A 13,474-nucleotide genomic window follows, 5' to 3' on the forward strand; every position below is an offset into this window, starting at 1 on the left:
AAGAGCTACAGGCTCAAGGAGGCGGCTGCTCGCTTGGTCGTCAATCCGGAAACGTCATAATCTGACGGCGCTGCCTGGGGGAATTTGGGGTGGCCACGGGTGGGGGAATTTGGACTGGCCATCAGGGAACTGGCTATTCAACTTGACATGCGCAATCTCGGTTCCGCGGGTGGCATCTACGCTGACCTGTCGATTCCAATCACTCAGCGTGCAACCAGACTACTTGTAGATGTGCTTGCAGTCATTCATAGCAGGCTTTTCGAACAAGCTGTTGAACATGATGGTCTTGTGAATTTGGGTGTAACTGGAAATGCTTTGGACGAGTTGTTTGATGCACACAGTTCTGTAAGGGTGATCGGTACAACGGTCCTTGAGACAGTGAATTCTGCTGAAAACGCAAGCTCCGCGGGGGCAAGTCTTGGTTGCTCTACTTCTTTTAAAAAAACATCACTTTCAGGAGAGATGAAGCATGAGGAATCTGCCCGCGAGGCAGTATCAGCAAAAAAAACTATGTCTGGACCTGAAGTGCATAGAGTTAACTTCGGTAGTGTTGGGAGCGCTTTGAACAAGGTTGTTCAAACGTTGCCCAATCAACGCCTCTGGCTGTTAATAGATGAATGGAGCGAAGTTCCTATTGATCTTCAACCATTACTTGCTGATCTGCTAAGGCGAGCGGTATTCCCAATTAAGGGCGTGACAGTCAAGATCGCTGCCATTGAGCAACGCAGCCGTCTTTTTACCCCGGATAGTTCAGTTGGCAATATTGGGCTTGAGCTTGGTGCCGATCTCTCAACAGCACTGAATCTCGACGACTTCATGGTCTTTGACAACGACGAGGAAAAGGCCGTCTCCTTTTTTAGGACCTTGGTGTTGAAACATGTACAAGTTGCGCTTGAAGCAGAAAGTATGTCTGCGCCAATGAGTGAGATTTCATTTATCTCGCAAGGGTTCACGCAAACGAACGCATTTGATGAAGCTGTAAGAGCATGCGAGGGGGTGCCAAGAGACGTGATTCACATACTGAGCCACGCAGCTCAAAAGGCGAATGATGAATTGATTTCCGTAGGTGATGTGCGCACCGCAGCACAGCAGTGGTACCAAGCGTCGAAAGATACCGCTGTAAGTTCGCATGTGAAAGCAAAATCCTTATTGACTTGGATCGTCGATAAAGTAATTAAAGAACGGCAAACCAAAGCGTTTTTGCTTGAAGTAGGCACAAGAGACGATCTCATAGATTTTTTGTATGACGCAAGGGTGCTTCACGTTCTACGAAAAAGTATGTCCGCTCAAGATGAACCAGGTAAGAGATTTCATGTGTATGGAATTGACTATGGTTGCTACGTCGATTTGATTAAAACAAATCGCGCTCCTCGTGGCTTTTTAGATCTCGGAATTAACACACCGTCTATCTCGATCATTGTTCCCAGAACTGATTTCAGATCAATTAGGCGTTGTGTACTGAATCTGCGTGACTTCTATGGTCAAGTTGAAGTCACGTCAGGCTCGGGTACTAACTGATAAAAAGCCGATCTCGCCTTGGGGGTTACTGCGCGTCAAGGTGATGGCAGAGATGCCTCGCTCTTGGGCCTGAAACGAATCGACGGTGCCCACGCTGAGCCTGCGTTGCAGCAGCGGGTCATGCAGTCGTCAAAGGCTCCATGCGCACCACGGCACGCGCACCCACGGCGCTGGCAAAGCGTTGGACGGTTCGCATGGATGGCGTGCCCCGGCCACTTTCGATGCGTGACACCACGCTTGGGGTTGTGCCCATGCGTGCGGCCACATCGCCTTGCGTCAGGCCCGCTTTCATTCGTGCTGCAATCAGTTCACGGGCCAGCTCCAACTCGGGCGTTTGTGCGTCATAGGCTTGGCGAACGGCGGGGTTGGCCAGCAGTTGGGCTTTCACGTCTTTCAAGCTTTTCACGTCGTTCCTCCTTTGTCTGGCGAATCAATCGCATGGTGCTTCCGCTCATAGGCCTCAATCAAGGTCGAGAGCACCTCCAGGCGTTCGCCATCAGGCGTGTCAGGCAATGGGTCTTGCTCTACCAGCGCTGACACCACGCGCAATGCTGTGCGGTGATCTTTTTCTGTGCGGATGGGTGTAATTTCCATGATGGGCCTACCGGTAAATCTCACGCCGATTGCCAACCTGCACCACAAGGACGCGCAAAGCGCCGTCCTGAATGTCACAAATCACCCGGCAATCGCCCACCCGGTAGCGCCAGAAACCTCCGTGCGGCCCGACCAAAGCCTTACCCGTGTTGCGTGGGTTTTCCAGTCCGGCGATGCGCTCGTCCATGAAGTCAACAATACGCCGCGCCAACTGTTTGTCGAGCTTGCGAAGCTGACCTTTGGCCGTGTCGGCGTATTCAATTGTCCAGGCCAAGGTCTCGTCTCACATCGGCAGCGGAATGGACCTGTTCTTTCCCTTGACGGACACGCGCAAGCACATCGGCTGCGAGGTAGTAGTCTTCCATTTCTTGGATGCCGTTTTCGATGATTTCGCGCAGGTAGAAAGCCTTGGTGCGCCCAGTTTGAGATGCGAGGTAGTCAAGCCTTTGCTCGGTCTCTGGGGCAAGACGAATTGAAGTTGCCATATCAAATCCTCCATTGAATACATGTATTCAATGTATCACAGGGGAGCATATCTTCGCTATCTCATGCGCCGTGCGCGGGTCATGCCCACGTTCATTCGGCGGATGTCGGACAGGAAGCCGATCTCGCCTTGGGGGTTGCTGCGCGTCAAGGTAATGGCAGAGATGCCGCGCTCTTGGCCCTGAAACGAATCGTCGGCGAGTGTGAAAAATCTCGCATGACGACGCATATCTCTTACATTCAATGTAAACATGATCAAGTTTGAATGGCACCCAAGCAAGGCAACCAAGCGTGAAAGCGCTTTTTATCGAGGTATCTGACATGAAAGCCGAATACGATCTCTCCAAGCTCAAAGCTCGCAAAAATCCCTATGCATCCAAGCTTAAGAAGCCAGTGACGATGCGTCTGTCAGAAGACGTTGTTGTCTATTTCAAAAGCATGGCAGATGATGCAGGAGTTCCCTATCAAAGCCTCATCAACTTGTATTTACGCGACTGCTTGGCCAACAACCGCAAAGTACAAATCAACTGGCCTAAGCTGGCTTAAACAGCCAAAGCCGTGCGGTAGCCCCCCACCCCCTTCACATAAGCCAGCAACTCCGCAAAAAACGGATGCCGGCACAGCGTGGACGAATCGCCCACCAGCAGCAGCTTGCGCCGTGCGCGGGTCATGCCCACGTTCATGCGGCGGATGTCAGACAAAAAGCCGATCTCGCCTTGGGGGTTGCTGCGCGTCAAGGTGATGGCAATGATGTCGCGCTCTTGGCCCTGAAACGAGTCGACCGTGCCCACGCTGAGCCTGCGTTGCAGCAGCAAACCATTCAGCACTTCGCTGTCTTCGATGGCGTCTTTCAAATAGTTGATTTGAGCGCGGTAAGGTGCAATCACGCCAATGGTCAGGGGGCGCCGGTCTGGGTCGGTGGGTTCACCTAACGCAAGCAACTGCTCCAGGCGCTCCAGCAGCAAGTGGGCTTCTTCGGGGTTGGCGGTGGAACGGCTTTCGGGAATGGCCAGTTCTTGAAAACCGCAACCCGCCGTGTCGATGAATTCCACGGGCAGGTCGGGCGCAAAACGTGGGTCATCAAAGCGCGGGGAATTAAAGCGCGGATCATAAGCGGCCAAGTCGGCATGGCGCACGCTGGGGTGCGCCACCAATTGGCCGCCATAAAACTTCTCAGAGCTGAAGCCCATGATGTGCGCGTGCATGCGGTATTGCACCTTCAGCATGCGGGCCGTGCCCGGTTGGCGCTGGATGCACTTTTCAAACAGGGTTTCGCGCAGGCCTTCGCGGCCGGCTTTTTCGCTTTTCACGGTGGGTGGCAGCTGGTGGTGGTCGCCCGCCAACACCAGGCGCTGGCCCTTGGCAATGGGAATCCAGCAACCCGGCTCCAAGGCCTGGGCGGCTTCGTCAATGAACACGGTCTCAAAGCCCAGGTGGCGAATGGCGCGGTGGCTGGCGCCCACCAGCGTGCAGGTGATGACCTGCACCGATTCGAGCACGTCCTCGGTCATGAAGCGCTCCAAATCGTCGGCGGCTTGGCGCAGCGTGCGGGCTTCTTCGCGCAGCCATTGGCGGCGCTGGCGCTCCTCAAAGCCAAAGTTGCGCACGCGTTCGCTGGCAGCCTCTCGGTGCTGCTGGGCGGTTTGGCGCATGGCGTGCATCTTGGCGTAGCTGGCGTGGGCCATCACCCCGGCGTCCAGCGTGTGCTGGAGCAGCAGCTCCGACACGCGGCTGGGGTTGCCCAGGCGAATCACATTCACACCGCGCTCGGCCAATTTTTCGGTCAGCAGGTCCACGGCGGTGTTCGAGGGGGCGCACACCAGCACGCGCCGCTCGCGCCGAATGGTTTCCAAAATGGCTTGCACCAGCGTGGTGGTTTTGCCTGTGCCGGGCGGGCCGTGGATGATGGCCACGTCTTGCGCCGTGACCACATGGCGCACCGCCGCCAGCTGCGAGTCGTTGAGGGCACTGGGGTAAAACAGGTCATCGGCTTGGGGCGCGCGAAAGCGGGCTGCCTGAGCGCCCAGCAGCACATCGCGCAGTTCGGCCAAGCGGTTGCCGTGGGCGGCCATGACCGCGCTCAGGGCCTGGTTCATCTCGCGGTAGCTGACCTCGTCAAAGGTCAGGTCAACACCTAATGTGCTTCCGTTGAGGCTGCTGCCGTCCAGCACCCAGTCGGGCAGCGCTTCTTTGGTGGTGGACAGCAGCAGTTTGTTGCGCCGCACGCGGGTCACCACGCCGCTCACCACGGGCCGATCTGATGCCGAATGTGTGCCCGAATAGCCGGGCGCACTGCTGAACAGCGCCGCCGCCCCCCCCACTTGGAACAAATGCAGATCTTGCCGGTGCGCTGGGCGCTCCAACTCCAGCACCACCTTGCCGCCAAAACCAATGTCTTCTTGGGTGATGGTGACGGGGTACCAAGTCAAGCCACGCCGACGGCGCTCCTTGATGCTGGCACTGGCGTTTTTGAGCTTGAACTGCGCCTGGTCTTCCTGTTGCTCCAGCTGCATGAGCGCACGCACATGGCGCAACTCGTGTTCAACAGAAAGATGTGCAGTGAAGGTGGGGTCTTGGTCGGCCAAAAGAGATGGGGAAGGGAAAAAGGAGTGGACGCGACTCTAACCCAATGGGATGGGCCTTAACTCTGAACCTTGTGCGTGACGAATTTCACGAGGCCTTCGCTGGCTTCTTCGATCAAATCCAGCACATGCTCAAAGCCCTGGTCTCCACCGTAGTATGGGTCGGGGATGACCGGGGCCTGCGTGGTGAGCAAAAACTCCGCCAAGCCCCGGATCTTGTGTTGGTGCTGCGCGGGGCATCTTTCTTCCAAGAGGGCGCGGTTGTCCCAATCCATGGTCAAGAGCAAATCAAAGGTTTCAAAGTCACTGTCCACCACTGGCCTGGCCCTCAAGTGCGCAAGCTCGTAGCCTCTTTTGAGCGCATGCTTTTGGCTGCGTTCATCGGGCGGCGCATCGGGGTGAAAGTTGTGTGTGCCTGCCGAGTCCACTTGGACTTTGTGCAAGAGCTTTTGCTCCGTCAGCCGTTTGAAGAAAACAGCTTCGGCTGTAGGGCTTCGGCAGATGTTGCCCATGCAGACAAACAGGATTTTGTAAGCGTTTTCGTTCATGTCTTGCGGGGTGCTGGGTGTGTGGGGTCAAAAAACTTGACCCAAGCCATCGCTAAAAACTCGGCTCATCCACTCTGTTTGACATCGCCCGCCTGCGCAGAAGCAGGCAAGCCCAAAACCCGGTCAAAGCACCAGGTGAACGCGATGGCATAAAAGAAAAAGAAGGCCAGCAGGCCCAAGTTGGCCAGCAAGGCAGCAGTGAGCGAAATGTCCAGCCACAGCGACATGACGGGCAAAAGAATGATGACCAAGCCGCCTTCAAAACCGGCCCCGTGGGCCAGCCGCCGGGCAAAGGAGCGGCCACGCACCGTTTGGCGCGACTCCCAGCGCTCAAAGAGCCAGTTGAAGGCGTAGTTCCAAGTCAGCGCAATGCTCGACAACACAAGCGCCAGGCCCAAAGTGGAGGTGGGCGACTTGTCAAAAGCCAGGCTCAACACAGGCCCGACCACGGCAATCGCAATGGCCTCGTACAACAGGGCTTGCACAACGCGGCGGGTGGTAGGGGTCATATGGGGGAACGCGGTGAATGCGTTCACTGCCGCGCCGTGCGCACATTGGGCGGCACAGCGCCCGGTGCGCTGGTTCGCCAGGGGTTGATGTCCAGCCCGCCGCGCCGGGTGTAGCGGGCGTACACCGTGAGCTTGGTGGGCTTGCAGCGTGTCCAGATGTCCATGAAGATGCGCTCGACGCATTGCTCATGGAACTCGTTGTGGTTCCTGAAGCTCACGATGTATTGCAGCAGACCCGCTTGCTCGATCTGCGGGCCGCTGTAGGTGATTTGCACGCTGCCCCAGTCGGGCTGGCCTGTGACCAGGCAATTGCTTTTGAGCAAGTGGCTGACCAGCGTTTCGGTGACCGGCTGCTCATCTAGGTTGGCCGTGAGCAAGTCGGGCGCGGGCTGGTAGCGGCTGCACTCGATGTCCATACGGTCCAGGTTCAGACCGTCAAGCTCGTGCACGGGCTCGGCGTCAAAGTGTTCCTGCAGCAGCAGCTTCACGCCCACGCTGGCTTGCATGTTGCCGCCATGCCAGATGGCTGCGCTGATGTCGCGGCGAATCATGTCGCGAACCACTTCAGGGCTTTCCAGACGCGTGTTGTTGAAGCTGTTCAGGTACAGCTTGAAGGACTTGCTCTCCACAATGTGCGTGCTCTCGGCAGGCACGGTGATGTGGGCCAGTGCCACTTGCGGCTTGCCCTTGGTGTTGAGCCAGGACAGCTCGAACGCGGTCCACAAATCCGCCCCCAAAAACACGGGCTGCCCGGTGACACCGATCTCGGCGCGTTTGGTGGCACGGGGAATGGGGAACAGCAGGCGGGCGTCGTATTGGTCCACATAGGCGCTGGACTTGCCCAGCTGGGATTGTTCAGGGAAGTTCATGCTCATGCTTGCACCTTGCGACGGAACACCCAACGGTCAGGCTCGGACACTTGCGCGTCGTAGGCGTAGCCTTCGAGGTCAAAGCCCAGCAAACCTTCAGGATGGGTGATCTTGTTTTGGATGGCGAACCGCGCCATCAAGCCCCGCGCCCGCTTGGCGTTGAAGCTGATGATCTTGTATTTGCCGCCCTTGAAGTCTTCGAACACGCACTCGATGACGCGGGCCTTGAGGGTTTTGCGGTCCACCGACTTGAAATACTCTTGCGAGGCCAGGTTGACGATGACCGGGGTTTTGTCTTTGGCCAGCTGGGCGTTCAGGTGCTCGGCAATTTGCGGCCCCCAAAACTTGTACAGGTTGCTGCCCTTGTCGGTGTGCAGCGTGGTGCCCATTTCCAGGCGGTAGGGTTGCATCCAGTCCAGCGGGCGCAGCACGCCATACAGGCCGCTCAAAATGCCCACATGCTTTTGCGCCCAGTCCAGCTCTTTGGCGCTCAGGGTCTTGGCGTCCAGGCCTTCGTACACATCGCCATTGAAGGCCAGCACGGCTTGCTTGGCATTCTTGGCGGTGAATTTGGGGCGCCAGGCTTCGTAGCGGGCCACGTTCAGGGCCGACAGCGCGTCCGACAGGTCCATCAATTCGGCGATTTGCTGGGGTGACTTTTGGCGCAGCACCTCAATGAGGGCCTGCGACTGCGGCACGAACTGGGGCAGCGTGTGCGGCAAATCTGCGTGCGTAGCGCCCACCGGAGTTTCGTAATCCAGCGACTTGGCGGGAGACAATAAGAACAACATGCTCGACATCCTTTACCTGGACGATTATCTCGCCATCGTGCACAAGCCCGCTGGCTGGCTGGTGCATCGCACCCCGCTCGACAAGGGTGAAACCCGCTTTGTGCTGCAAACTCTGCGCGACCAGATCGGCCAACACGTCTGGCCCGTGCACCGGCTGGACAAAGGCACCAGCGGCGTGCTGGTGTTTGCCCTGAGCGCCGAGGTGGCCCGCACGCTGGGGCAGGCCTTTGAAACGGGTGAGGGGCTGCACAAGACTTACCGGGCCATTGTGCGGGGTTGGCCCCTGCCAGAGGGTTGGATCGACCACCCCTTGAAACGCATGCCCGACGACATGCGCACCGAGCGCGAAGAGAGTCAAGCCGCCCAGACGCGCTACGCCACCCTGCGCCGGGGCGAGCTGCCCATTGCCCAAGGCGAATTTGCCAGCCTGCGCTGGGCCGAGGTGCAGCTGCAACCCCTGACGGGGCGGCGTCACCAGCTGCGCCGCCACATGAAGCACATGGCCCACCCGATCATGGGCGACGCCACGCACGGAAAAGGACCGCTCAACCGGGCGGTGGCCGCGCATTGGGGGCTGCAGCGGCTGTGGCTGCACGCCCTGCGCCTGGACATGCGCCACCCGGTGAGTGGCCAGGCGCTGAGCATCGACGCCCCCTGCGGGCCAGAATGGCAGCTGTGGGCTGAACCCATTTCTGACTGAAAAACAAGGGTCTTGTCACAGAGCGGATAGCTTGGCGCCGGCTCTTGCCTAAGATCGCGGCATGAGCCTGCTTTTTACCCCCTACACCTTCAACGCCCCCAGTGGGCCCCTCACCTTGCCCAACCGCATCGTGGTCGCGCCCATGTGCCAGTACTCGGCCGACCATGGCCAGGCCACCGACTGGCACCTGACGCACTGGACCAACATGCTCAACAGCGGCGCGGGCCTGTTCACCATCGAGGCCACGGCCGTGTCGGCCGTGGGCCGCATCAGCCCCGGCTGCTTGGGCCTGTGGGACGACGCCACGCAAGCAGCGCTGGGTGACAAACTGCACCGCGCCCGCCGCCTGGCCCCGCACATGCCGGTGTGCATCCAGATCAGCCACGCAGGCCGCAAGGCTTCGAGCGCCGCGCCTTGGCATGGCGGCATGCTGATCGCCCCCGAAGACGGCGGCTGGCCCACCGTGGCGCCCAGCGCCCTGCCCCACTTGCCCCAAGAAGCCGCCCCCACCGAACTGAGCCTGGCCGACATCGCGCAGATCAAGGCCGACTTTGTGAACACCGCTCGGCGCAGCCACGCGCTGGGCATCGAGGCGGTGGAGTTGCACGCCGCGCACGGCTATTTGCTGCACCAGTTTTTGTCACCCATTTCCAACCAGCGCACCGACGCCTATGGCGGCAGTTTTGAAAACCGCATCCGCTTTCCGCTGGAAGTGTTCCAAGCCGTGCGCGAAGCCTTTGGCGGCACCTTGGGCATGCGCATCTCGGGCACCGACTGGGTGGACGGCGGCTGGACCGTCGAAGAAACTGCCGCCTTGTCGGTGCAGCTCAAACAAGCCGGGGCGCAGTTTGTGCACATCTCTTCGGGCGGCGTCTCGCCCCTGCAAAAAATTGCCTTGGGCCCCGAGTACCAAGTGCACCTGGCCAAAGCGGTCAAAGACGCATCGGCCCTGACCACCATTGCCGTGGGCCTGATCACCGAGCCCGCCCAAGCCGAAGCCGTGTTGCAGCGTGGCGACGCCGACCTGGTGGCACTGGCCCGCAGCTTTTTGTACAAGCCGCGCTGGGGCTGGGAAGCGGCCGTGGCTTTGGGCGGCACGGTCGACTCACAACACCAGTACTGGCGCAGCCTGCCGCGCGAAGCCAAAAACATTTTCAACGACGCCAAAATCGGCATGCGCTGATTTCCAACTTCAAAAGAGAGAGATAGACACATGAACACTCGCCGTCAAATTTCTAAACTGCTGGCCCTGGCCAGCCTGTGCACCCCCATGGCCCTGATGGCGCAAGCCTTCCCCAGCAAGCCCATCACCCTGGTGGTGCCCGTGCCACCCGGCGGCTTGGTCGACACTTCGGCCCGCCTGATTTCTGAGCCTTTGGGCCGCCTGATCGGCCAGTCCATCGTGGTGGAAAACAAGGGCGGCGCCAGCGGCAACCTGGCCTACCAGCAAGTGGCGCGCGCACCCAAAGACGGCCACACACTGCTGGTGTCGTACTCGGGTTACCACGTCGCCAACCCGATCTTGATGAGCAAGCTGCCTTGGGAGTTGAAAGACCTGACGCCCGTGGGCCTGATCACCGTGGCCACCAACGTGGTGGCGGTGCACCCCTCGGTGCCGGTGAACAACATGAAGGAGTTCATCACCTACGCCAAGCAAAACCCGGGCAAGCTGAACTACGCCTCGCAGGGCAACGGTTCGGTGTCACACATCGGCACGGAAATCTTCAAACAGCAAACCGGGGTGAGCCTGGTGCATGTGCCCTACAAGGGTTCGGGCCAAGCCATTGCCGACGTGCTGGCAGGCCAGGTGCAGGTGTTCATGACCACACCGCCTTCGGTGATGCAACACATCCAGGGCGGCAAGCTCAAGGCCTTGGCCGTTACGGGTAAAAAACGCCATGCCGGCATGCCCCAGGTGCCCACCATGGCCGAAGCCGGTTACCCCAACTTTGACCTCGAGTCGTGGGTGGCTTTGTACGCCCCAGCAGGCACGCCAGCTGCCGCGGTCACCCAACTGGCCGATGCCGTCAAGCGCAGCCTGGACTTGCCCGAGAGCAAACAACGCGCCGATGCCGCAGGCATTGAAGTGCGCTTTGTCGCCCCCACCGAGATGACCAAAATTTTGGACCGCGACATCGCCGACTGGACGCAGGCCATCAAGGCCGCCAACATCAAGCTGGACTGAGCGCCAGACGTTCAAAAGCCGGAGTGGGCCTTGCGGCCTGCTCCGGCTTTTTGGCGGGCCAGTGGCCGCAGTGATTTACTTGAGATCGCCCGCCAAACTGGCCAAGGTGTCCGCGGCGATGTCGAGGTGCGAGGGGTAGTGGGTGTGGTCGCAACCCATTTTGACGCCAGCGCCCGCCTTGACCGCCGCAGACATGACGGGCGTGAGTTCAAAGCGCACAAAGTGCACCGCTGAGGTTTTTTCTTCGGTCTCGCGGTCCAGGTCTTCGTCCGCAATCGCGTACACGCGGGCATGGCCTTCGACCTCCACAAACATGCGGTCTTCCACGCCGATCAGTTTGGCCAACTCGCGCTTGCGCTCGTGGATGTCGACGTACTCGATCATCATGGTGGCTTTCCAGTTGCTGCCATCCGGCACCAGCGGGGCATAGGCCTCGATCTCTTGCAGGATCCCCTCTTCTTCGAAGACTTTTTCGATGCGCAGCATCTCCTGAATTTGGTAGCGGATGGTGGTTTCGCTCTCGAACTGCACGTTGATGTGCTCACCCAGTTGCACGCTGCGCAGCTTGCGGTGAGCGATCACCTCGGGCTTGTGGACCTTGCGCCACTTGGTGTAAGCCTCGAGAGACATCAGGGTCTCGGGCGTGATTTTTCCGGTCAGTTGCATGGCGGTTTTCCTTATTTGAGACCGTAGGCTTTGCGCACCAAGGTCAAGGGGTGGTTCAGTTCGGGGGCGCCCAAACCGTTGACCTCAAAGCCTTGGGCAATGTGGTGGCCGCCCAGCGGGCAATCGGAGCTGATGAAGTCGGGCTTGGAGCCGTCCTTCATGGTGGCCATGGCCTTGAACACGGGTTTGCCGATTTTCATCGCCATCTCGTGCGACCCTTTTTTGACACCGTAAGTGCCCGCGTGGCCCGAGCAGCGCTCGATGGTGTTGATCTCGGTGTCCGGGATCATCTTGAGCATTTCTTCGGTTTTTTTGCCGATGTTTTGCACCCGGCCGTGGCAAGGAATTTGGTAGCTCACATTGCCCAAGGCTTGAGGAAATTCGGTCTTGAGCAAGCCGTCGCGCTTGCGGGCCATGAAGTACTCAAACGGGTCCCACATGGCTTCTTTGACCAACTGGGTGTCGGTGCAATCGGGGAACATGAGGGGGATTTCCTGCTTGAACATCAGGGCGCAGCTGGGCACGGCCGCCATGATGGCGTAGCCGTCTTTGGCGTACTTCGCCAACACCGGGATGTTGGCTTCTTTGGACGCCTTCACCGAGTCCAAGTCGCCCAGTTCGAGCTTGGGCATGCCGCAGCACTTTTCTTTCTCGACCAGCACGTAGGGAATGGCGTTGTGGTCCAGGATTTTGAGCAAGTCGTGGCCGATGCCGGGCTCGTTGTAATTGATGTAGCAGGTCGAATAAATGGCCACTTTGCCGGGCGTTTTCTCGCCGTCCACCACGTTGACCGACTGGGCATCTGGGGCGCTCGAACGGAACTTTTGGGTGGCCAAGGAAGGCAACCAAGCGTTTTTGTCGACGCCCGCCACGCTTTCCATGATGCTGCGTGCCGCTTCGGTCTTGTTGAGCGCGTTGACCGCCTGCACCACGATCGGGATGCCGGCAAACGAGCCGTGCGTGTCGGTCGAGGCCAAAAACTTTTCGGCCGCGCCCACTTCGCCTTTTTTGAACTTGATGGCTTTGGCCCGCAGCATGGTGTGCGGGAAGTCCAGGTTCCAGGCGTGCGGCGGGGTGTAGGGGCACTTGGTCATGTAGCACAGGTCACACATGAAGCACTGGTCCACCACTTTCCAGTAATCCTTCTTGTCCACCCCATCCACTTCCATGGTGCTGGACTCGTCCACCAGGTCGAACAAGGTGGGGAACGAGTTGCACAGGCTCACGCAGCGGCGGCAGCCGTGGCAGATGTCGAAAATGCGCTCCAACTCGTCAAAGCATTTTTCTTCGTTGTAGAACTCGGGACTCTCCCAACCGAGGGCGTGCCGCGTGGGGGCCTCAAGGTTGCCTTCTTTGGCCATGTTGTGCTCCTGTCTTTTTTGTTTTGGGTTTGCCTGAGAACTCTGCTTGCAAAGCCCTGAGAAAAACCCGCTGCACGGGGCCGTGCAGCAGGCCGGATCACCGGGGATCAGTCCACCAGTTCGTTCAGGGCTTTCTGGTAACGGTTGGCATGTGAACGCTCAGCCTTGGCCAGGGTCTCGAACCAGTCGGCGATTTCGTCAAAACCTTCTTCGCGAGCGGTCTTGGCCATGCCGGGGTACATGTCGGTGTACTCGTGGGTCTCGCCAGCCACAGCCGAAGCCAGGTTGTCGCGGGTCGAGCCGATGGGCATGCCGGTCGCTGGGTCACCGGATTGCTCCAGGAACTCCAGGTGGCCGTGGGCGTGGCCAGTTTCACCTTCGGCGGTGGAACGGAACAGGGCTGCCACGTCGTTCTGACCTTCAACGTCAGCTTTGTTCGCGAAGTACAAATAGCGACGGTTGGCCTGGGATTCGCCTGCGAAGGCGTCTTTCAGGCATTGTTCCGTGCGCGAGCCTTTGAGTGCTGCCATGGGTATCTCCTAGTGAGTTTTACGTTGATTGCCCTGACGACATCGCCAGAGAACCATCAGGTTAGTCTTTTACCGACCGGTCGCCTAATTAATTGATGCAATACCCTCAATTAATTGAAGCTATCAGCCAAGCCCTCG

The 13,474-nt window shown here is 58.9% G+C and carries 19 protein-coding genes; 5 read left to right on the forward strand and 14 right to left on the reverse strand.

The genetic code is table 11. The features are described from left to right. The first annotated feature begins 147 nt into the window (after positions 1 to 147). Positions 148 to 1,518: a hypothetical protein gene (locus tag B9Z31_RS04390; RefSeq protein WP_143473811.1), complete on the forward strand. Its 1,371-nt coding sequence runs from the start codon at positions 148 to 150 to the stop codon at positions 1,516 to 1,518. On the opposite strand, the gene B9Z31_RS15715 is transcribed toward B9Z31_RS04390, so the two are convergent. From B9Z31_RS15715 to B9Z31_RS04415, 6 genes are read right to left on the reverse strand one after another with little or no spacing between them, the layout of a single operon-like run. Beyond that, on the reverse strand, positions 1,498 to 1,611 hold the full coding sequence (locus tag B9Z31_RS15715) for a hypothetical protein (protein ID WP_369804633.1): 114 nt from the start codon (positions 1,609 to 1,611) through the stop codon (positions 1,498 to 1,500). The two genes, B9Z31_RS04390 and B9Z31_RS15715, sit on opposite strands and share 21 nt — an antisense overlap. Before the next feature lie 25 nt (positions 1,612 to 1,636). After that, positions 1,637 to 1,924, reverse strand: a complete 288-nt coding sequence (locus tag B9Z31_RS04395; RefSeq protein WP_100118370.1) for a helix-turn-helix transcriptional regulator — start codon at positions 1,922 to 1,924, stop codon at positions 1,637 to 1,639. Next, on the reverse strand, positions 1,921 to 2,112 hold the full coding sequence (locus tag B9Z31_RS04400; RefSeq protein WP_100118371.1) for a hypothetical protein: 192 nt from the start codon (positions 2,110 to 2,112) through the stop codon (positions 1,921 to 1,923). The genes B9Z31_RS04395 and B9Z31_RS04400 overlap by 4 nt, the downstream gene beginning before the upstream one ends. A 7-nt stretch (positions 2,113 to 2,119) precedes the next feature. Then, positions 2,120 to 2,386: a type II toxin-antitoxin system RelE/ParE family toxin gene (locus B9Z31_RS04405; protein ID WP_100118372.1), complete on the reverse strand. Its 267-nt coding sequence runs from the start codon at positions 2,384 to 2,386 to the stop codon at positions 2,120 to 2,122. Next, positions 2,370 to 2,597 carry a CopG family transcriptional regulator gene (locus B9Z31_RS04410; RefSeq protein WP_100118373.1) on the reverse strand — a complete coding sequence of 76 codons (228 nt, stop codon included), beginning with the start codon at positions 2,595 to 2,597 and terminating at the stop codon, positions 2,370 to 2,372. The genes B9Z31_RS04405 and B9Z31_RS04410 overlap by 17 nt, the downstream gene beginning before the upstream one ends. A 56-nt stretch (positions 2,598 to 2,653) precedes the next feature. Further along, the gene (locus B9Z31_RS04415; protein ID WP_199174435.1) at positions 2,654 to 2,824 is read right to left on the reverse strand and encodes an AAA domain-containing protein; all 171 of its coding nucleotides are present in this window, start codon (positions 2,822 to 2,824) and stop codon (positions 2,654 to 2,656) included. Between the two features lie 62 nt (positions 2,825 to 2,886). Here B9Z31_RS04415 and B9Z31_RS04420 point away from each other — a divergent pair, with 62 nt between their 5' ends. Then, on the forward strand, positions 2,887 to 3,141 hold the full coding sequence (locus B9Z31_RS04420; RefSeq protein ID WP_255408638.1) for a BrnA antitoxin family protein: 255 nt from the start codon (positions 2,887 to 2,889) through the stop codon (positions 3,139 to 3,141). On the opposite strand, the gene B9Z31_RS04425 is transcribed toward B9Z31_RS04420, so the two are convergent. From B9Z31_RS04425 to yaaA, 5 genes are all read right to left on the reverse strand, one after another. Further along, positions 3,138 to 5,180: an AAA domain-containing protein gene (locus B9Z31_RS04425; protein ID WP_100118374.1), complete on the reverse strand. Its 2,043-nt coding sequence runs from the start codon at positions 5,178 to 5,180 to the stop codon at positions 3,138 to 3,140. The two genes, B9Z31_RS04420 and B9Z31_RS04425, sit on opposite strands and share 4 nt — an antisense overlap. Before the next feature lie 56 nt (positions 5,181 to 5,236). Continuing rightward, positions 5,237 to 5,725 carry a low molecular weight protein-tyrosine-phosphatase gene (locus B9Z31_RS04430; protein WP_100118375.1) on the reverse strand — a complete coding sequence of 163 codons (489 nt, stop codon included), beginning with the start codon at positions 5,723 to 5,725 and terminating at the stop codon, positions 5,237 to 5,239. 65 nt (positions 5,726 to 5,790) lie between these two features. Next, on the reverse strand, positions 5,791 to 6,234 hold the full coding sequence (locus B9Z31_RS04435) for a PACE efflux transporter (protein WP_100118376.1): 444 nt from the start codon (positions 6,232 to 6,234) through the stop codon (positions 5,791 to 5,793). A gap of 23 nt (positions 6,235 to 6,257) precedes the next feature. Beyond that, entirely contained in the window at positions 6,258 to 7,103 is an 846-nt protein-coding gene (gene queF, locus B9Z31_RS04440; RefSeq protein ID WP_100118729.1) for an NADPH-dependent 7-cyano-7-deazaguanine reductase QueF, read from the reverse strand. A 2-nt stretch (positions 7,104 to 7,105) separates the two neighbouring features. Continuing rightward, complete coding sequence (gene yaaA, locus B9Z31_RS04445) at positions 7,106 to 7,894, reverse strand: peroxide stress protein YaaA (RefSeq protein ID WP_100118730.1); 789 nt, start codon at positions 7,892 to 7,894, stop codon at positions 7,106 to 7,108. On the opposite strand from yaaA, the gene B9Z31_RS04450 reads away from it, so the two are divergent. The 3 genes from B9Z31_RS04450 (at position 7,893) to B9Z31_RS04460 (ending at position 10,779) form a co-directional block, all read left to right on the forward strand. Then, positions 7,893 to 8,594 carry a pseudouridine synthase gene (locus B9Z31_RS04450; protein WP_100118377.1) on the forward strand — a complete coding sequence of 234 codons (702 nt, stop codon included), beginning with the start codon at positions 7,893 to 7,895 and terminating at the stop codon, positions 8,592 to 8,594. The genes yaaA and B9Z31_RS04450 overlap by 2 nt on opposite strands. A 61-nt stretch (positions 8,595 to 8,655) precedes the next feature. Continuing rightward, positions 8,656 to 9,777, forward strand: a complete 1,122-nt coding sequence (locus B9Z31_RS04455; RefSeq protein ID WP_100118378.1) for an NADH:flavin oxidoreductase/NADH oxidase — start codon at positions 8,656 to 8,658, stop codon at positions 9,775 to 9,777. 30 nt (positions 9,778 to 9,807) lie between these two features. Then, the gene (locus B9Z31_RS04460; protein ID WP_100118379.1) at positions 9,808 to 10,779 is read left to right on the forward strand and encodes a tripartite tricarboxylate transporter substrate binding protein; all 972 of its coding nucleotides are present in this window, start codon (positions 9,808 to 9,810) and stop codon (positions 10,777 to 10,779) included. Positions 10,780 to 10,854: 75 nt separating this feature from the next. Here the strand turns inward: B9Z31_RS04460 and B9Z31_RS04465 are convergent, their stop codons facing one another. The 3 genes from B9Z31_RS04465 to B9Z31_RS04475 form a co-directional block, all read right to left on the reverse strand. Beyond that, entirely contained in the window at positions 10,855 to 11,445 is a 591-nt protein-coding gene (locus B9Z31_RS04465) for a DUF3501 family protein (protein ID WP_100118380.1), read from the reverse strand. 11 nt (positions 11,446 to 11,456) lie between these two features. Next, the gene (locus B9Z31_RS04470; RefSeq protein WP_100118381.1) at positions 11,457 to 12,806 is read right to left on the reverse strand and encodes a (Fe-S)-binding protein; all 1,350 of its coding nucleotides are present in this window, start codon (positions 12,804 to 12,806) and stop codon (positions 11,457 to 11,459) included. Positions 12,807 to 12,913: 107 nt separating this feature from the next. Further along, the gene (locus tag B9Z31_RS04475) at positions 12,914 to 13,336 is read right to left on the reverse strand and encodes a rubrerythrin family protein (RefSeq protein WP_062408037.1); all 423 of its coding nucleotides are present in this window, start codon (positions 13,334 to 13,336) and stop codon (positions 12,914 to 12,916) included. Between the last annotated feature and the right edge of the window lie 138 nt (positions 13,337 to 13,474).

The organism is Limnohabitans sp. G3-2, from assembly GCF_002778275.1.
Lineage (GTDB): Bacteria > Pseudomonadota > Gammaproteobacteria > Burkholderiales > Burkholderiaceae_C > Limnohabitans_A.